Below are 17,493 nucleotides of genomic sequence, written 5' to 3'. Positions count from 1 at the left end.
GTGCTCGATATCAACGAATCCGTGATGCAGTTCCTTCTGGCATTCGTCGTCGCCGGCCCGCTCCTCGGCGCCGTCGCCGCCCTCCTCCCGGCACCGCCCGGACTGAAGGGGAAGTCACCCGAGCAGGCCGTGCTCCGGCACGGCGTGACCGTCACCGGCGTGATCCTCGTCGCCGCGGTCGTCCTCGCGCTCGGCTTCGACCACGACCACCCGTCGAAGATGCAGGCCACGACCGACATCAGCTGGATCCCCGCCCTCGACGTGCGGATCCACCTCGGCACCGACGGCATCTCCCTCCCCCTTCTGGTCCTGACCGCGCTGCTGACCTTCCTCTGCGCGCTGTACTCCTACTCCAAGCCGCCGTCGGGCCCGTCCCCGAAGGCGTACGTCGCGCTCCTGCTCCTGCTCGAGTCCGGCACCCTCGCGACCTTCGCCGTCCTCGATCTGCTGTTGTTCTTCCTCGCGTTCGAGATGGTGCTCATCCCGATGTACTTCCTCATCGCCCGCTGGGGCGGCGGGGACCGGGCCCGGGCCGCGTGGAAGTTCATCCTGTTCACGCTGCTCGGTTCCGTCGTCATGCTGCTCGGCCTGCTCCTGATCGGGATCAAGGCGGGCACATTCGACATGGTGGCACTCGCCACTGACAACGGCCGGTCGCTGACCGCGTCCGTGCAGGTCATCGCCGTTCTGGCGATCGGGATCGGGCTCGCGGTGAAGACGCCGATGTGGCCGCTGCACAGTTGGCTGCCCGATGCCCACACCGCCGCGCCGACCGTCGGCTCCGTCCTGCTGGCCGGTGTCCTGTTGAAGATGGGTACGTACGGTTTCGTCCGGATTCTCCTGCCGGTGGCCCCGCACGGCTTCCACACCTTCGCGCCGTACCTCGCCGCGTTCGCCGTCGTCGGGATCATCTACGGATCCCTGGCCTGCCTGGCCCTCGCCAGGCGAGGCGCGAAGGGCGACCTCAAACGCCTCATCGCCTACTCCTCCGTCGGCCACATGGGCTTCGTCCTGCTCGGCATCGCCACCATGACCCCGACCGGGGTGAACGGCGCCCTGTTCGCCAACATCGCCCACGGCCTCATCACCGGCCTGCTGTTCTTCCTGGTCGGCGGGTTGAAGGACCGCACCGGCACCACCGACCTCGACACCCTCGCCCAGGGAACCGGTGCCGCGCTGTACGGCAGGGCACCGCGTCTGGGCGGTCTGCTGGCCTTCGGCGCGGTCGCCTCCCTCGGCCTGCCCGGCCTCGCCGGGTTCTGGGGCGAGATGCTCGCGCTCTTCGGGTCGTTCCGGCCCGCCGCAGGCCTCAGCCGGCCGGCCTTCCTCACCTTCATGGCGATCGGCGCGTTCGGCACCCTGCTCACCGCCGCGTACATGCTGATCGTGGTCCGCCGCGTCTGCATGGGCGGCGCCGAGCGGGAGGTCCCGCGGCTCGCCGACGTCCACGGGTACGAGTTCGCCGCCTGGACCCCGCTCGTCACCCTCACCGTCGTCGCCGGACTGTGGCCGAGGGCCCTGCTCGGCCTCACCGACCCGGCCGTGCAGCAGCTCCTCGCAGGAGGCACCCGATGAGCGCCCTGGCCCAGCCGCTCGCCCAGTCGGTGGTCCAGTCCGTCGACTGGCTCGCCGTCGCCCCGCCCGTCGTCACCGCGGTCGTCGCCCTCGGCGTCCTCGTCGCCGACCTGTTCCTGCCCGAGTCCCGCAAGGCCGTCCTCGGCTGGGTGTCCGTCGCGGGGCTCGCCGCGGCGGCCCTGCTGCTCCTGCCCCTCCTGGACGGCGACCGCGGCACCTTCTGCACGGGCGGCCACGCGCGCGCGTGCAGCTACACCGCCGACCGGTTCACCCTCGTCATCCAGTTCCTCGTCCTCGGCGGCGCCCTGCTCGCGGCCCTGCTCTCCGTCACCCACCTGGACGACGAGCGGCGGCGCGTCCCGGCGGGCGAGTTCTGGTTCCTGCTGCTGTCCTCCTCCGCCGGTGCCGCCCTGCTGCCCGCCTCCCGCGACCTGGCCACCCTGATCGTCGCCCTGGAGGTCGCCTCCCTGCCCGCGTTCGCGCTCGTCGGCATCCGGCACGGCGACAAGCGGTCCTCCGAGGCCGCCCTGAAGTTCTTCCTGTCCTCGGTCACCGCCACCGCGGTCAGCCTGATGGGCGTCAGCTTCGTCTACGCCTCCACCGGCACCCTCTACCTCACCCAGATCGCCCAGCGGCTGCCGCTCGTCGACGGGCAGCTGCACACCCTCGCCCGGACCGGCGTGGTCCTCACCCTCGTCGGCTTCGCCTTCAAGACGGCCGCCGTCCCCTTCCACTTCTGGGTGCCCGACACCTACGTGGGCGCCCCGCTGCCCGTCGCCGCCTACCTCTCGGTCGTCGGCAAGGCCGTCGGCTTCTCCGGGCTCATCCTCGTCACCGTCGTCGCGTTCCCGTCGTACGCCGACGTCTGGGGGCCCGCGCTCGCCGTCCTGGCCGCCCTCACCATGACCGTCGGCAACGTCGCCGCCCTGCGCCAGCAGGCCACGCGCGCGTACAGCGCCGTACGGCTGCTCGCCTGGTCCTCCGTCGGCCAGGCCGGCTACCTGCTGGTGCCGATCGCCGCCGCCGGATACACCGAGGACCCCGAGAAGGCGATCGGTTCCACGGTCGCGTACGCCCTGATGTACGCCGCCGTGAACCTCGGTGCCTTCGCGGTGGCCGCCCTGGTGGGCCGCGGCCGCGTCCTGAACCGGATCAGCGACTACCGGGGCCTGTACGCCACCAACCCGCTCACCGCGCTGCTCCTGGCCTTCTTCCTGCTGTGCCTGGCCGGGCTGCCGCCGGGCGTCATCGGCCTGTTCGCCAAGGTCACCGTGTTCTCGGCGGCCGTCGACGCGGGCCTCGGCTGGCTCGCCGTCGTCATGGCCGTCAACGTCGTCATCGCCCTCTTCTACTACCTCCAGTGGACGGCCCTGCTGTTCCGCGCCCCCGAGGGCGAGCCCACGCGGCACCGCGTCCCGGCCCCCCTCACGGCCGCCATCGCCCTCACCGGAATGCTCGGCGTCGCCCTGTCCGGAGCACCGCAGGCGGTCCTCCGTTTCGCGGCCACCGGACTTTTCTGAGGAGTCGCCACGCGCGCGCGGGGCACTCGTGCCGCCTCGCGCGCGCCACGCCGTACCGGCCCGCCACCCGTACGGCCGACGCGTGCCGCCGCAGGCACCGGGGAACTCGCGACAGCCGCCTGGCGTTGTCACCAGCGGGAGGGTCCACTGGATCAGAGTGTTCCCCGCTGTACGACTTGGAGGGCGCACCGTGCACCGCCGGCACAACGGGCTCAGGACCGCCGTACTCCTCGGGGGACTGTCCGCACTCATCATCGTCATCGGCAGCTTCTTCGGACGCGCCGGACTGATCGTCGCGGTCCTCGTCGCCCTGGGTACGAACGCTTACGCGTACTGGAACAGCGACAAGCTGGCGCTCCGCGCGATGCGCGCCCGCCCGGTCAGCGAGTTCGAGGCCCCGGCGCTGTACCGCATGGTGCGCGAGCTGTCCACGCAGGCCCGCCAGCCCATGCCCCGGCTGTACATCTCGCCGACAGAAGCCCCCAACGCCTTCGCGACCGGCCGCAACCCGCGCAACGCGGCCGTGTGCTGCACCGACGGCATCCTGCGCCTGCTGGACGAGCGCGAACTGCGCGGCGTCATCGGCCACGAGCTGAGCCACGTCTACAACCGGGACATCCTCATCTCCTCGGTCGCCGGCGCCCTCGCCTCGGTGATCATGTTCCTGGTCAACTTCGCCTGGCTGATCCCGATCGGCCGGTCGGACGACGACGACGGTCCCGGCCTGCTCGGCATGCTGCTGATCATGATCCTCGGGCCGCTCGCCGCCACCCTGATCCAGTTGGCCGTCAGCCGCTCCCGCGAGTACGAGGCGGATGCCTCGGGCGCCCAGCTAACCGGTGACCCGCTCGCCCTCGCCCGCGCCCTGCGCAAGCTGGAGAGCGGCACCAAGCAGCTTCCGCTGCCCCCCGAGCCCCGGATCGAGACGGCGAGCCACATGATGATCGCCAACCCCTTCCGCCCGGGCCAGGGGCTGTCCAAGATGTTCTCCACGCATCCCCCGATGGCGGAGCGCATCGCCCGGCTCGAGAAGTTGGCAGGCCGTCAGTGAAGACCATCATGAACGTCATCTGGCTCGTCCTGAGCGGCTTCTGGCTGTTCCTCGGCTACGTGCTCGCCGGCGTCCTGCTGTGCGTCACGGTCATCGGCATCCCCTTCGGCGTCGCCGCGTTCCGCATCGGCGTCTACGCCCTCTGGCCGTTCGGGTACACCACGGTCGAGCGCCGCGACGCGGGCGCCCCCCTCCTGCGTCGGCAACGTCCTGTGGCTGCTCCTGGCCGGCTGGTGGCTGGCCCTCGCCCACATCGCCACCGGCATCGCCCTGTGCGTCACGGTCATCGGCATCCCGTTCGGCATCGCCAACTTCAAACTGATCCCGGTCTCCCTGCTGCCGCTGGGCCGCGACATCGTCCGCACCGACGAGCCGTTCGCCGCCCGCTGACCGACACCGTCGCCGCAGCTCCGCCAGGCGGCCCGCCAGGCGCGCTGACGGCGTGTCACGGTCCGCGCCCGCCCGCCCACCGGCGCTGTACGACGTAGGCCGCCGCGCCCGCCAGGAGCACCCCGGCGCCCACGGCCACCGACACCACGGGCAGCGCGCACGCCAGCAGGGCGCAGCCCAGCAGACCCGCCGCCGGCACCACACGCGACAGCGGAGCCCGGCTCAGCGTCCAGGCCGAGGCGTTGGCGACGGCGTAGTAGGCCAGCACGCCGAAGGACGAGAACCCGATCGCGCCGCGCACGTCCACCGTCGCGGCCAGTACGGCCACCACCGCGCCCACGGCCGGCTCCGCCCGGTGCGGCACCCCGAAGCGCGGATGCACGGCCGCCAGCGCGCCCGGCAGGTGCCCGTCCCGGGCCATGGCGAGCGTCGTACGGGACACACCGAGAACCAGCGACAGCAGCGAGCCCAGCGCGGCGAGCGCCGCCCCGGCCCGCACCACCGGGACGAGCCCCGGCACCCCGGCCGCCCGCACCGCGTCGGCCAGCGGCGCGGTGGCCTGCCCGAGCCGGGCCGCACCGAGGACGGCGAGCACCGCGACCGCCACGCACGCGTACACCGCCAGGGCGATCCCGAGGGCCGACGGGACCGCCCGCGGGATCGTGCGCGCCGGATCGCGCACCTCCTCCCCGAGCGTGGCGATCCGCGCGTACCCGGCGAACGCGAAGAACAGCAGCCCGGCCGCCCGGAGCACCCCGCCGGCCCCCGACGGGAGACCGACGGCCAGCCGGCCGGCGTCGGCGCGGCCGGAGGCGAGGCACACGACGACCACGGCCGCCAGCACGGCGAGCACGACCGTCACGATCACCCGCGTCAGCCACGCCGACTTCTGGACACCGCCGTAGTTCACGGCCGTCAGCACCACCACGGCCGCGGCCGCCACCACGTGCGCCTGACCCGGCCAGAGGTACACGCCCACGGTGAGCGCCATGGCCGCGCAGGAGGCCGTCTTGCCGACCACGAACGCCCAGCCGGCGAGATACCCCCAGAAGGCGCCGAGCCGCTCCCTGCCGTACACGTACGTCCCGCCCGACGCCGGATGGCGGGCGGCGAGCCGGGCCGAGGACATGGCGTTGCAGTAGGCCACCGCGGCGGCGACGGCCAGTCCGGGCAGCAGCCCCGGCCCGGCAGCCCGCGCGGCGGGTCCCAGCGCCGAGAAGACACCGGCGCCGACCATGGCGCCCAGGCCCACCACCACGGCGTCCCGCACGCCCAGGGTGCGGCGCAGACCGGGCCCGGTACGTGTCATGCGCCGCACCCTACTGATCGCGGCAACCGCCGGACGGTCCCGTGACGTCCTCTTCACCGACACGGCACGAACACGCGCGCGGCGCACAGCCGTCCTCGGCACGAACCCGGGGGCCGGACCGTGCGGACACAGCGCGGAAGGGCAGGTTCACGGCATGGGCATCATCGGTTGGATCATCCTCGGACTGCTGGCCGGAGCCATCGCCAAGGTCCTCCTGCCGGGCCGCGACCCCGGCGGCTTCATCGGTACGACCCTCATCGGCATCGCGGGCGCCTTCCTCGGCGGCTGGATCTCCTCCCGCTGGCTCGACCACCCGATCAGCAAGCACTTCTATGACGGCGCAACCTGGGCGGCGGCCATCGGCGGCTCCCTGGTACTGCTGATCGTCTACCGCCTGCTGTTCGGCAACTCACGGGACTGAGCACGGCACGACAGCACGGAAGGGCGGGCACCCACGGGTGCCCGCCCTTCCTCTTCGTCGTCCCCGGCCTACCGGTAGTTCACGAACTGGAGCGCGAAGTCGAAGTCCTTGCCCTTCAGCAGGGCGATCACGGTCTGAAGGTCGTCGCGGCTCTTGGAGCTGACCCGCAGCTCCTCCCCCTGGACCTGGGCCTTCACGCCCTTCGGGCCCTCATCGCGGATGATCTTCGCCACCTTCTTCGCGTTGTCCTGGGAGATGCCCTCCTCGATCGACGCGAAGATCTTGTACTCCTTGCCGGAGAGCTGCGGCTCGCCCGCATCCAGCGCCTTCAGGGAGATGCCGCGCTTGACCAGCTTGGACTGGAAGACGTCGAGGACGGCCTTCACCCGGTCCTCGGAGTTCGCCTCCATGAGGATCTTGTCACCCGACCACGCGATCGAGGCGCCCACGCCCTTGAAGTCGTAGCGCTGCGAGATCTCCTTGGCGGCCTGGTTGAGGGCGTTGTCGACCTCCTGCCGCTCGACCTTCGAGACGATGTCGAAACTGGAGTCGGCCATGTCCTGTGGCTCCTTGTATCGGGGTGCGTATCGGATGCGTGCCGGCGTGCGCGGCGGCGACCGCCGGGCCCGGTGGGCACCGGGCCGCATCCGCACCAGCCTAGCCACCCCGTGGCCCGAGACGTGGCGATCAATCGGGTGGCGAACCACCCCCACGCATCGGGTATTGTTTACGTCGTTGCCGGGGAGCACCGCCGAAAGCGGGTGCGAACGGCAGCACAACCCCGGCGGTGTGCCCGAGCGGCCAAAGGGAGCAGACTGTAAATCTGCCGGCTCAGCCTTCCCAGGTTCGAATCCTGGCGCCGCCACACGACCGAAAGGGTCCGTGACCAGCAGCAATGCTGATCACGGACCCTTTCGTCGTTCACCGGGTAAGTGTCGCCGATTTGAGCGCTTTTTCCCAGTGTGTCTCACCCTGATTCGCGTGTTGATCAGTGCGCGTGGGGCAGGCGTGGGGCAGCTTCCAGGCTCTCTAGCTGCCGTTCTTCAGCGCTCGCTCGATCCGGGCGTTCGCCGTGGCCGCGGCACCGTCCAGGCACTTCGCGTAGACCCGGAACGGCACGGCCACACAGTGGCCGGCGCGCGCGGCGACGACCTGCGGCTCCACGCCCGAGCTGAGCCACGTCGACACAGCCGCGTGGCGAAGGTCATACGGACGCTTGGCCAACTGCGACGCGCGCTGAGCAGGGGCGAGAGCACGCGCGTGGGCTTCCGCCCACACCTCGCCGTATCCGGTGTCCTGGATGAGCCCGTCCCGCTGCGTCCGGAACAGCCGGCCGTCGGGGGCGACGCCGTACGCCGTAACGTGCCAGCGCAACAGACTCACGAGATCGGGCGGGATCGGCACGGCGCGGACCGCTTTCCGAGGCCGGTGCTTGAGGCCGCGCCGGTCGTGCGCTTCCCCGCTGTCGGTCCAGGCGGAGCCCGAGCGCGGGCTGGTCTCCCGGAGCCGCAGCATTCCCCACCCGCGGCGGGGCAGCTCGCAATCCTGTAACCGGAGCCCGATGACTTCCGCCGGCCGTGCCGCACCGTGTTCATGCTCCGCGACGGACAGGCAACCGCGGGGACGATCACGCTCACCCCGGATGCCGAAGAAGGTCTCTGGACCGATGACGAACTTGCCGAACCGTCGATGTTCGTCAACAAGCTCACGGTGGCGCGCGAGTATGCCGGCCGGAACCTCGGGGGGGCGACTACTCGATTGGGCCGGTGACCGGGCGTACCGGGCGGGTGCCCAGTGGGTCCGGCTGGACGCTTGGACGACGAATGAGCGGCTTCAGCGGTACTACCTCGCGCAGGGTTTCACGCACGTTCGTACGGTCCGGCAAGGGACTGCGGTGAACGGCGGACCGCGAGTCTCCGGGTGGCTCGCTCAGCGCGCGGCACAGCCGGCGGATCATGGATTCACGGACCGCACCCCGACTCCCGCACGACTCCCGTTCGCTGCTTGAGGCGGCCCCGTTCGGCACCTCTGGTGGCCATCCTGCGGCCAAGAAGAAGCCGGTAAGGCTACGTCGCAGGCATAGGCGCAAGTCACTCTGTCGAATCGAGTTGAAGCGGATGGCCTTGAAAACCGTTGGGCTACCAGCGCGGTACAACTCTCTCCACATCATCGAGACCGTACGCAAGATTGAGGCGACGGACCCGACCGGCCGCCGGTGGCCACGCTACAAATCCGGGGACGATGCGACTGTGGCTTACTGCCGGTGGTGACGTGGCGCATAGCCCTTCGCGGCCATCTTGCGGCCATGAGCGGTACGGGGGAAGCATTCAGGAGAGTGTACGAGCAGGTCAGAGGCCCGCCGCAGCACACAGCTGACAAATGCTCTTGCGTCTCGTAGGATGCACGGCATGCCTGAGCGCCCCATCCAGCAGCACAGCCTCTTCGACACCTCTATCGAGTCCGAGGGGGCTGACGGGCCAATCGTGCCGAGCAGGATCCGCAGCACCTCCCCTTTTCACCAGCCCCGTGATCTGACGGAGGCCCAGCGGGAGAAGTTCCGACGGATGTCGCGGGAGTCTCGAGAGGCCCGGCGTTCAGCGCTGGCCGGCGAAGGTCCAGCTCCTCTCCATGAAATCAACGTTCCGAAATTCCATCCTCTAGACCTCATGCCGAAGCGGGACGGGAAGGGACTGTCCGCTCTTTCCTTGTTCAGTGGTGGCGGAGGGCTCGATCTTGGAGTCGAGCGCGCCGGCTTCAGCCATACGGCATCTTTCGAGATCATGTCTGAAGCCGGTGACACGCTCCGGAAGGCACGAAGTGATTGGGCTGTCTTCAGCGGCGAGACAGACGGCGATGTGCGGCGAGCCAACTTCAAGCAATGGCGCGGTGAGGTGGACTTGCTCCATGGTGGACCGCCCTGCCAGCCGTTTTCCAACGCTGGACGCCAAAAGGGTCACTTGGACGAGCGAGACATGTGGCCGCAGTTCGTCAGAGCCGTGAAGGAGATTCGTCCTGCGGCATTCATCGGGGAGAACGTTCCGGCTCTTGCCAGCCCTAAGTTCTCAGAGTATGTCTCTACGAGCATTATGGCGCCATTGTCGGGTAGCTACCACATTCAGAAAATCATTCTGCAGGCGAGCGACTTCGGAGTTCCGCAGGTTAGGCGAAGAGTATTCTTCATCGGCTTCCGGACGAAGAAGATGGCTAATGGGTGGAAAGCTCCCCAGTCTACCCACTATTGGGGAGACGCATCTATCACAGAAGGCGAGCGCTGCATGGGTCTCCGGGAAGCCCTGGGCCTCCCGGATATCGGCGTTGACGACCTCTCCCCGACCATTCGCAGCAGCCTGACCGGACCGCGTCACACTACCTCGATCCTTAATAGCGTGGCAGCGCAACGCAAGTTCGAAAGCCTGCAGATTTGGCCTAACGGGGTCGCTGCCGACCGTGCTTCCGCACGAGCCTTCGTGGCCAAGAACGGCCACTTCCGCCTATCGGTTCCTGATATTGCGCTGATCCAAGGCTTCCCTGAAGATTGGCCCTTTGTTGGGGCCACGTACATGGCCCTAGGCCAGATCGGCAACGCCGTGCCACCGCCACTTGCTTACGCTGTGGCCTCATCCGTGCTCGAGGTGCTCTCCAAGTAGGCACGCACAAGGTTACGCAAAGTGATCGCTGGCTCTGTCGTGATTTTCGGCAGCTTCTCGATGTAGGACAGTGGGATGTGCGGGTTGTTGAGTGTGGCACCACGAGACATGACGTAGTAGGAGCGCGATCGCATTATCTCTACCATGCGATCCAATGAATAACGCAGCTCCCTATCTACTGACAGATCCGCAGCTTCCACATACTGCGCTGTTGACCACTGATTCTTCATGATCAATTTGGCCTCCTCCTTGGTGTAGAAATCTTTCTCACCGAAGAGGTTGGTCACTGAGTCGACGGAAATTCCACGCATGGCGTGCTCGGCCAGCTCGATGTCCGGACGAACATACCTTTCCTTGCTGGAAATCCAAGGAGTCATGTCATCCGGTGACGCATAGTAGCTGTGCAGGAGGCGAGTGCCCGTTCGGTTGTATACGCCGAAAATCCAGTGGATGTTCTTCCACTTGGCAAAGTGATTCGGCCCGAGATCGCGCACAGTCGACACGCCTTTACTCGTGGCTGACTTAAGCTCAAAAGCCACTGTCTGACCGTCGATGGTCAGATAGGCGTCAATGTCTGACCTCTTCCGGTCCTCCGGCACCTCAAGGTTGAACCGGTCAATCATCTGGTTCTCGCGCTGGTCGTCCTGAACGCTCATGATCGCATCATGGCAGCCTTTGCGGCCTGCTGGGGCCAGACTGAATATAAGCCCTTTATGACCTATTTATTGGCCTTTGGGGCGATGTCTATTCGCCCGTCATGGGCGTCCGCAGTAGACCCCTTGTCCTAGCTCTGTTTCCCTCCAGGTGTCCCCCGCAGCAGGCGGTACACGGAAAGTCGCAGGTCAAAGAGGGTGAATTGGGCCCGCTGTGAATCTGCCTTAGTGCTGCAGCCGCAGTTGCTGTGACGGTTGGTCTGGCTGCTCGTTGAGCTGGGCATGGGTGGGGACGTCACGGTTGATGAGGTGCACCGCTGGGCGACCGGTCTGGACGCACTGCATGCTCGGATCGGTGGGTATTTCCGCAGGTCCGAGCCACGTCGGCGGGCAAGGGAGTATCTGCGCGGACTGCTTGCACCCTTGGAACGCAAGAACGGCTGGACGCTGGCCGAGCAGGCCGGTGAGCTGTGCCCGGACGGCATGCAGCGGCTGCTGAACCAGGCCGACTGGTCCGCCGACGCGGTCCGTGACGAGGTTCGCGGCTTCGTGCTGGAACATCTGGGCGCCGAGGACGGCGTGTTGGCCGTGGACGAGACCGGCTTCATCAAGAAGGGCTCCCGGTCGGCCGGCGTGCAGCGGCAGTACACCGGCACCTCCGGGAAGATCGACAACTGTCAGCTAGGGGTGTTCTTGGCCTACGCCTCCACGAAGGGGCGGGCGTTGATCGACCGAGAGCTGTACCTGCCCACCTCCTGGATCGAGGATCCGGCCCGCCGGGCGGATGCGAGGATCGGCGCCGAGGTCGTCTTCCGCACCAAGCCCGCGCTGGCCCGCGCGATGCTGGAGCGGGCGGTTGCCGCGAGGGTGCCGTTTCGCTGGGTGACCGGCGACGAGGTCTACGGCCAGGACCCCGTCCTGCGCCGCTGGCTGGCCGGGCAGCGCCTGAGCTACGTCCTGGCGATCTCCGGCAAGCACCGGTGCGGGCCGCGCGGGCAGAACGCCCGCACCGTCTCGGCGATCCTGCCGGAACATGCCTGGGAGATCCGTTCCGCCGGTGACGGTGCGCACGGCCTGCGTGAATACGCCTGGGCCCTGGTCCCGCTGCCCGGCGAGGGCGACGACGGCTTCGAAGACGCACTGCTGATCCGACGGTCCCTCGCCGACGACGAACGGGCCTACTACCTGGTGCACGCGCCCGCGAACACTGCGCCGGCCGAGATCGTCCACGCTGCCGGGGCCCGCTGGGCGATCGAGGAGTGCTTCCAGGCCGCGAAGAACGAGGCGGGTCTGGATCACTACCAAGTCCGTCAGTACGCGGCCTGGTACCGGCACATCACCCTGGCCATGGCGGCCGCCGCTCACCTGGCTGCGGTCCGGGCCACCGCTCACGAAAAGGGGGACACGGCAGCGACCTGATCCGACTGAGCGTGAACGAGATCCGCCGCCTGCTGAGCAGATTCACCCACGCCGTCCGGCACGAAGCCGGTCATATCCTGCACTGGTCATACTGGCGACGCCGTCATCAACACCGCGCCCGCCTCAGCCACTACCGCCGACGAGGCCACCGACCCCCGTAACTGCGGCTGCAGTATTAGTTGCAGGAGTCGCAGACGCCAGTTGCCGGGAGCTGGACGAAGCAGCCGCGGCATACAGGCGGCGGCTCAGCAGTCCGGGCGCGCCGCCGCTTGATGGTCGCTTGGTACCTGGGAGCGAGCACGCGCACCCCTACGCCTGGAGGCAGAGTTGCGCCGAATCTTCGGTAGCAGTCGAGCCGAGCCTCAGCGGCATGCCGTTTTCGGTCCAACACGTCGTGCACGGGTGGCTGTCCCGCGACCTCAAGAACTTCCTTGTAGCCCTCGCCCACCATGCCGTCGTCACTGTGCACGACCAGAGCCGTCAGTGGCGGGTCACCTCTTCTGTGGGCTTCGCGGACCACCTTCCCCAGGACCGAGCCAATCCAGTACTGCAATGGGGCCCGGGTGTGGATGCCAGATCGCTCTTGAACCTCCGTTCCTAGTTCCTTGTAGGTGATGACCGCGTGGTAGCTGCGAGCCACACCAACCAGTACCGAATAGGCCTTTTGCGCCCACCTCTCGCAGGTCTCCTGCGTCCCGTTGTGCGCCACCGCCGCCCCCCGTTATCTTCTTCGCGGTCCTGCAAGAGGGCCGCTGGCCTCCGGGCCCGGCATGACTGTTGCCCCCTGTCGATGGGATGACCTGGGGGGTGGTGTCACCGGGCCTGAGGGGTGCCGTCACAGACGCTGATCAGAGGTCCGACCACCACCCGGCCGGGCGCGATGCCCGGCCGCTTGCGGGCGGCAGGTCTGCATATCGTGGATGCGCGCGAACGGCCCCGCCGCCGAGGCCGGCACGGATCGGGACATGTGGGGGCACGGTGATCGACATCGACGAGACGGGCGTCTTCCTCGGTTTGGACGTCGGCAAGAGCAGCCATCACGGCCGCGGACTCACCTCGGCCGGGAAGAAGATCTTCGACAAGCCGCTGCCCAACAGCGAACCGAAACTGCGGGCCGTCTTCGACAAGCTCCGTGACAAGTTCGGCCGGGTGCTGGTGATCGTGGACCAGCCCGCCTCCATCGGCGCCCTGCCGCTGACCGTCGCCCGGGACGAGGGCTGCCAGGTCGCCTACCTGCCGGGACTCGCAATGCGCAGGATCGCCGACCTCTACCCGGGCGAGGCCAAGACCGACGCCAAGGACGCGGCCGTCATCGCGGACGCCGCCCGCACCATGCCCCACACCCTGCGCTCCCTCGACCTCACGGACGAGATCACCGCCGAGCTGACCATGCTGGCCGGCTTCGACCAGGACCTCGCCGGGGAGGCCAACCGCACCTCCAACCGCATCCGCGGCCTGCTCACCCAGTTCCACCCCAGCCTCGAACGCGTCCTCGGCCCGCGCCTGGACCACCCCGCCATCACCTGGCTGCTGGAGCGATACGGCTCCCCGCAAGCCCTGCGCAAGGCCGGCCGCCGCAAACTCGTTGAAGTAGTCCGCCCCAGGGCCCCACGCATGGCCCAGCGGCTGGTCGACGACATCTTCGACGCGCTCGACGAGCAGACCGTCGTGGTCCCGGGAACGGGCACCCTCGACGTGATCGTGCCCTCGCTGGCCAAGTCACTGGCCGCCGTCCACGCACAACGCCGGGCCCTGGAAACCCAGATCGAGGCCCTGCTGGAGGCCCACCCTCTTTCCCAGGTCCTGACCTCGATGCCCGGCATCGGTGTCAGGACCGCCGCAGTCCTGCTGACCACCGTCGGCGACGGCAGCAGCTTCCCCACCGCCGCCCACCTGGCTTCCTGCGCCGGCCTCGCACCCACCACCCGACAGTCAGGGTCCTCGATCCACGGCGAGCACGCCCCCAGAGGCGGGAACCGACAGCTCAAACGCGCGATGTTCCTCTCCGCGTTCGCCGCCCTCCACGATCCCGCCTCCCGCACCTACTACGACCGCTGCCGAGCCAGAGGCAAAACCCACACCCAGGCCCTCCTCCGCCTCGCCCGCCACCGCATCAGCGTCCTCTTCGCCATGCTCCGCGACGGGACCTTCTACGAGCCCAGGACCCCACGCCTCGCTTGACGAAAAACATAGAGGCACCCCCCCGATTCTGATGGCTGCCCGACACGGCCAGCCCTAGCCCAATCCTGCCCGCCGGACAACCGAAGCGTCACTGCGCGGAGTCCGCTGTAAATCTGCCAGTCAGACGGCGCTACTGGGGGCGGCTTCACAGCAACCACTTGGTGACTCGCGTCAGGAACCAGGAGGGCCTTCGTCCTCGATCAGCCCCACCTCTCGCCCGATGCGGTCAAGGTCTGCAGTCCAGGGCCGGCCCGCCATCAAGTCGTTGAACGCCTGCATGCCGAGGTGAAGCAGCAGGCAGGCCATGAGTGGCGAACGCTCGCTTGGGTCGGGAGCCTTCCCATACTCCGGCCGTGCAAGCAGTCGCACCGCCTCGCCGGAGTCATCGCGAAATGCCTGAGCGGCCGTCAGGCCCGAGTGCGACAGCTGTGTTTCACTGAGCCAGACTTCCAGCAGGCCCTTGGTCGCCAGGCTGTTCAGGAGCTTGCTGGTGTTCGCGTACTGGTTGGCGGCGTTAGGCGCGATGACAGCCGTCGCGACTGCGTCAGCCGACGCAGCGACCTCGTCGTCGTACGAGAAGATGCCGCCCTGGTCGATCGCTTTGCGTAGCTTGTCCTGAGTGTGCTGGAACGCCTTATTCAGAGATTCGACGGCGTCCCCTCTGTCCCTCGCCAGCCATTGAATCTGCGCCATGTACTCGATCATCAAACGACGATTGGGGGCCGCCTCGTGGCCGAACCCCTTGCGATGAAGCAGTACCACGGCGGACGCCTGACCGTGGAGGGCTGCCAGCAGGCCCCATCCGACTAGGAACGGACGCTGGTCTTCCGAGGCAGGGGTAAAGGCCGCCACACCCGATTCCAGCAGCTCTGTCAATGCTTCTAGGCCAGCGGCGGCCCGCGTGTTGTCTTGCTCAACCCTCGTCATAGAGGCAAGGGTGCCGGTGCGCAGCGTTGCAGCGCACAGCAATTAGCGCGATAGGCCAGGTGGACAGGATTCCTGTCTCGGGGACCGCCGACCCAGCCCGTTGTCCCTCGCGATGCTCAGTGGGCGCACCCATGCTTCATGGGGTAGGCCTGGGGTTGTGCGCCTCGGGGTGGTGATTTTGCAGGTCAGGCGCCTTCGGTCGCGCAGACTGTAAATCTGCCGGCTCAGCCTTCCCAGGTTCGAATCCTGGCGCCGCCACACGGGAACGAGGGCCCCGTGACCTGCGAGAGCAGGTCACGGGGCCCTCGTCGTTGTGCTGTCCGGGCCGTCCGGTCGAGGCCGATGGCCGAAGGTGGGACGGGTCCCCGCTGTCGCGCTCCGTCTCGGCGTCATTAGAATCGAACATGTGAACGATGACCGTCCGCTGACGCGTCTCGACATGCTGCGCTTCGCCCGCCGTGTCGTCGAACACCAGGCTGCCCGGCAGCTTGCGCTGATGGATCGTTGGATCGCGGACGAGGAACGCCGGGAGGCCGAACGACAGCGTCGGTTCACCGTCCGGCAGGCAGCCGCGGAGTGGGCCGTCGAGCGCGGCCTCAACGGCCGCAGCGCGGTGTTCGTCCACACCGGCGGCTGTACGGCCGCCGGGGGGCGGGCGAAGGGCGTGGACCGCGAGCAGGCGGTACGCGCCCTGACCGAGGAAGGCGTCCCCGCGTGCCCGCTGTGCCGGCCGGACACCACGCTGGGGATTCTCGAATGACCGGCCCGGGTGCGTGCCCGAGCGGTCCGGATGATGCTGGAGCCATGGCAGGGAAACGTCCGATCATCGTGCACCTGCCGTCCCCGACCGGCGGTCGCCGGGTCCGGGTGGACGGCGAGATCCTCGGCCTCGCGCACAACGTGCGGGACCTGGTGGAGTTCCTGCGCCGGGCGGGGCTGGAGATCGAACCGGAAGAGGTGGCCGACTCCCCGCTGATCGACTGGCGGGGAGTGGGGCCCGACAGGTGGGAGGCGGAGACCCGCACGTGACGGGACGCCCCGCCGCCCCGCCTCGCGCGGCAGACGTGGCCCAACGCAGCCGCCCGCCCCACGCGGCGGACGTGCCCCGTACCACCGCCCTGGGGGCCGCCCGCCTCACGCGGCCGAATGCCCCGCGCCGCCGTCACCTCGACCCGGGCAGGCGCACCCCGTGCCCGGCCCCGGCGCGTCGACGGCCCGTCCGGGGCACACTGGCGGGCATGTCCTCCCGACGCAGAACCTGCCCCGTGTGCCACCGCGAGATCGCCGTCGTCGCGGGCCGCTTCGCGCGGCACGACCCGCCCGGGACGCGGGAGAGCGCCGAACTGGTCTCCTGTGCGGGCTCCCGGCAGCCGGCGCGACTCGGGGCGGCCCAACCGTCGTTGGACGGGTACGTCCTGCCGGACTTCCCCGGCCAGCTACCGTTGTTCTGACGCCGAGGTCTGGCGGCGACAGGGCCTCTGACGGGACGTCGTGAAGCGGGGCGGCACAGCGGGACACCGCCGGCGCCCTACGTCCCGCCGCCCGACAGCCCACCGACTCGTCGGCCCGTCAACTCCCCACAGCCCAGCGGGTACGACCGGTCGGCGACCGGCGACCGGCTACCGCGCCGCCCGGCCGGTCCCGCAGGCCCGGCCCTCAGTTCCCGGCCACCGACTTCACCGCGACCGACACCGGCGTCGAACCGCCGACCAGCTCCAGCGTGAGCCCGGTCGTCGCCGGGGTGTCCACCAGCTCCGCGAGAACGGCCGCCACGTCGTCCCGGGGGATCGCGCCGCGACCCGTGTGCGCCTCCAGCCGGACCAGCCCGGTGCCCGCGTCGTCCGTCAGCGAACCCGGGCGCAGGATCGTCCAGTCGAGCGCCTCCTGCCGGGTGACGTACGCGTCGGCCTCGCCCTTGGCGCGCAGGTACGCATCGAAGACCCCGTCGCCCTGGTGCGCGGGATCCGCGCCCATCGAGGACACCACCACGAAGCGCCGTACGCGCGTGCGTACCGCCGCGTCCGCGAACAGCACCGCCGCGCCCCGGTCCACGGTGTCCTTGCGGGTCGTACCGCTGCCCGGACCCGCGCCGGCCGCGAAGACCGCCGCGTCCGCCCCCTGGAGGTGCGCCGCGACCTCCTCCACCGAGGCCGACTCCAGGTCCAGCAGGACCGGTTCGGCACCGGCCGCCCGGAGATCGTCGCCCTGTTCGGACTTGCGAATGATGCCCGCCACCTGCTCTCCGCGCGCGGAGAGCAGGCGCTCCAGCCGCAACGCGATCTGACCATGACCACCAGCAATGACAATGCGCATGATTCCGACCGTACGCCCGAGAAGACGCATCCGCCGCACAAGCGGTCCGGCGAGCACGGAGCGCGCCGGGCGTACGCGCGTGTGGAC

15 protein-coding genes, 2 tRNA genes and 3 pseudogenes are annotated in these 17,493 nt (G+C 68.9%); 14 read left to right on the top strand and 6 right to left on the bottom strand.

What is annotated here, in order from left to right; genetic code table 11:
• From D9753_RS14630 to D9753_RS14615, 4 genes and pseudogenes are all read left to right on the top strand, one after another.
• On the top strand, positions 1–1,575 hold the full coding sequence (locus D9753_RS14630) for an NADH-quinone oxidoreductase subunit M (RefSeq protein WP_121787409.1): 1,575 nt from the start codon (positions 1–3) through the stop codon (positions 1,573–1,575).
• Positions 1,572–3,095 carry an NADH-quinone oxidoreductase subunit N gene (locus D9753_RS14625; RefSeq protein WP_121787408.1) on the top strand — a complete coding sequence of 508 codons (1,524 nt, stop codon included), beginning with the start codon at positions 1,572–1,574 and terminating at the stop codon, positions 3,093–3,095. The genes D9753_RS14630 and D9753_RS14625 overlap by 4 nt, the downstream gene beginning before the upstream one ends.
• Before the next feature lie 190 nt (positions 3,096–3,285).
• A complete protein-coding gene (gene htpX, locus D9753_RS14620) occupies positions 3,286–4,146 on the top strand; it encodes a zinc metalloprotease HtpX (protein ID WP_121787407.1) in 861 nt (286 codons plus the stop codon).
• Positions 4,143–4,536: pseudogene (locus tag D9753_RS14615) on the top strand (YccF domain-containing protein). Before htpX ends, D9753_RS14615 begins: the two are co-directional and overlap by 4 nt.
• Positions 4,537–4,591: 55 nt before the next feature.
• Here D9753_RS14615 and D9753_RS14610 read toward each other — a convergent pair.
• A complete protein-coding gene (locus D9753_RS14610) occupies positions 4,592–5,845 on the bottom strand; it encodes an APC family permease (protein WP_121791070.1) in 1,254 nt (417 codons plus the stop codon).
• A 154-nt stretch (positions 5,846–5,999) separates the two neighbouring features.
• On the opposite strand from D9753_RS14610, the gene D9753_RS14605 reads away from it, so the two are divergent.
• Complete coding sequence (locus tag D9753_RS14605) at positions 6,000–6,266, top strand: GlsB/YeaQ/YmgE family stress response membrane protein (RefSeq protein ID WP_121791069.1); 267 nt, start codon at positions 6,000–6,002, stop codon at positions 6,264–6,266.
• Positions 6,267–6,334: 68 nt separating this feature from the next.
• Here the strand turns inward: D9753_RS14605 and D9753_RS14600 are convergent, their stop codons facing one another.
• Entirely contained in the window at positions 6,335–6,823 is a 489-nt protein-coding gene (locus D9753_RS14600; protein WP_163010702.1) for a YajQ family cyclic di-GMP-binding protein, read from the bottom strand.
• A 226-nt stretch (positions 6,824–7,049) separates the two neighbouring features.
• On the opposite strand from D9753_RS14600, the gene D9753_RS14595 reads away from it, so the two are divergent.
• Positions 7,050–7,131: transfer RNA gene (locus D9753_RS14595), tRNA-Tyr, on the top strand.
• 164 nt (positions 7,132–7,295) lie between these two features.
• Here D9753_RS14595 and D9753_RS14590 read toward each other — a convergent pair.
• Positions 7,296–7,856: pseudogene (locus tag D9753_RS14590) on the bottom strand (site-specific integrase); the annotation flags it as partial.
• Between the two features lie 3 nt (positions 7,857–7,859).
• Here D9753_RS14590 and D9753_RS14585 point away from each other — a divergent pair.
• Positions 7,860–8,274, top strand: a pseudogene (locus D9753_RS14585) (GNAT family N-acetyltransferase).
• Between the two features lie 400 nt (positions 8,275–8,674).
• Complete coding sequence (locus D9753_RS14580; protein WP_121787405.1) at positions 8,675–9,913, top strand: DNA cytosine methyltransferase; 1,239 nt, start codon at positions 8,675–8,677, stop codon at positions 9,911–9,913.
• On the opposite strand, the gene D9753_RS14575 is transcribed toward D9753_RS14580, so the two are convergent.
• Complete coding sequence (locus D9753_RS14575) at positions 9,871–10,569, bottom strand: PDDEXK family nuclease (protein WP_121787404.1); 699 nt, start codon at positions 10,567–10,569, stop codon at positions 9,871–9,873. The two genes, D9753_RS14580 and D9753_RS14575, sit on opposite strands and share 43 nt — an antisense overlap.
• A 279-nt stretch (positions 10,570–10,848) precedes the next feature.
• On the opposite strand from D9753_RS14575, the gene D9753_RS14570 reads away from it, so the two are divergent.
• Both D9753_RS14570 and D9753_RS14560 read left to right on the top strand, forming a co-directional pair.
• On the top strand, positions 10,849–11,985 hold the full coding sequence (locus D9753_RS14570; RefSeq protein WP_121787403.1) for an IS701 family transposase: 1,137 nt from the start codon (positions 10,849–10,851) through the stop codon (positions 11,983–11,985).
• A gap of 978 nt (positions 11,986–12,963) precedes the next feature.
• On the top strand, positions 12,964–14,166 hold the full coding sequence (locus tag D9753_RS14560; protein WP_121787401.1) for an IS110 family RNA-guided transposase: 1,203 nt from the start codon (positions 12,964–12,966) through the stop codon (positions 14,164–14,166).
• 171 nt (positions 14,167–14,337) lie between these two features.
• On the opposite strand, the gene D9753_RS14555 is transcribed toward D9753_RS14560, so the two are convergent.
• On the bottom strand, positions 14,338–15,093 hold the full coding sequence (locus D9753_RS14555) for a hypothetical protein (protein WP_121791068.1): 756 nt from the start codon (positions 15,091–15,093) through the stop codon (positions 14,338–14,340).
• Between the two features lie 168 nt (positions 15,094–15,261).
• On the opposite strand from D9753_RS14555, the gene D9753_RS36545 reads away from it, so the two are divergent.
• The 4 genes from D9753_RS36545 to D9753_RS14540 all read left to right on the top strand — a co-directional run bounded on the left by D9753_RS36545 (position 15,262) and on the right by D9753_RS14540 (position 16,544).
• Positions 15,262–15,351, top strand: a tRNA-OTHER gene (locus tag D9753_RS36545).
• A gap of 148 nt (positions 15,352–15,499) precedes the next feature.
• Positions 15,500–15,853 (top strand): DUF6233 domain-containing protein, encoded by a 354-nt coding sequence (locus D9753_RS14550; RefSeq protein ID WP_121787400.1) that lies wholly within the window; start codon positions 15,500–15,502, stop codon positions 15,851–15,853.
• A 44-nt stretch (positions 15,854–15,897) separates the two neighbouring features.
• Complete coding sequence (locus D9753_RS14545) at positions 15,898–16,122, top strand: hypothetical protein (RefSeq protein ID WP_030641125.1); 225 nt, start codon at positions 15,898–15,900, stop codon at positions 16,120–16,122.
• A 209-nt stretch (positions 16,123–16,331) separates the two neighbouring features.
• Positions 16,332–16,544 (top strand): hypothetical protein, encoded by a 213-nt coding sequence (locus D9753_RS14540; protein WP_121787399.1) that lies wholly within the window; start codon positions 16,332–16,334, stop codon positions 16,542–16,544.
• 205 nt (positions 16,545–16,749) lie between these two features.
• Here D9753_RS14540 and D9753_RS14535 read toward each other — a convergent pair whose 3' ends face one another.
• Positions 16,750–17,406, bottom strand: coding sequence for an NAD(P)H-binding protein (locus tag D9753_RS14535; protein WP_121787398.1), 657 nt, complete (start codon positions 17,404–17,406; stop codon positions 16,750–16,752).
• Positions 17,407–17,493: the final 87 nt, after the last annotated feature.

This window comes from Streptomyces dangxiongensis (assembly GCF_003675325.1).
Taxonomy (GTDB): Bacteria; Actinomycetota; Actinomycetes; order Streptomycetales; family Streptomycetaceae; genus Streptomyces; species Streptomyces dangxiongensis.
Note: the sequence above shows the minus strand (reverse complement) of the source record. Positions and strands in the feature narration are given on the sequence as shown.

Coding starts and splice junctions, on each gene's coding strand:
- D9753_RS14545 (WP_030641125.1), top strand. CDS start 15,898: ATGGCAGGGAAACGTCCGATCATCGTGCACCTGCCGTCCCCGACCGGC.
- D9753_RS14605 (WP_121791069.1), top strand. CDS start 6,000: ATGGGCATCATCGGTTGGATCATCCTCGGACTGCTGGCCGGAGCCATC.
- D9753_RS14570 (WP_121787403.1), top strand. CDS start 10,849: ATGGGTGGGGACGTCACGGTTGATGAGGTGCACCGCTGGGCGACCGGT.
- D9753_RS14580 (WP_121787405.1), top strand. CDS start 8,675: ATGCCTGAGCGCCCCATCCAGCAGCACAGCCTCTTCGACACCTCTATC.
- D9753_RS14600 (WP_163010702.1), bottom strand. CDS start 6,823: ATGGCCGACTCCAGTTTCGACATCGTCTCGAAGGTCGAGCGGCAGGAG.
- D9753_RS14575 (WP_121787404.1), bottom strand. CDS start 10,569: ATGAGCGTTCAGGACGACCAGCGCGAGAACCAGATGATTGACCGGTTC.
- D9753_RS14535 (WP_121787398.1), bottom strand. CDS start 17,406: ATGCGCATTGTCATTGCTGGTGGTCATGGTCAGATCGCGTTGCGGCTG.
- D9753_RS14540 (WP_121787399.1), top strand. CDS start 16,332: ATGTCCTCCCGACGCAGAACCTGCCCCGTGTGCCACCGCGAGATCGCC.
- D9753_RS14625 (WP_121787408.1), top strand. CDS start 1,572: ATGAGCGCCCTGGCCCAGCCGCTCGCCCAGTCGGTGGTCCAGTCCGTC.
- D9753_RS14555 (WP_121791068.1), bottom strand. CDS start 15,093: ATGACGAGGGTTGAGCAAGACAACACGCGGGCCGCCGCTGGCCTAGAA.
- D9753_RS14610 (WP_121791070.1), bottom strand. CDS start 5,845: ATGACACGTACCGGGCCCGGTCTGCGCCGCACCCTGGGCGTGCGGGAC.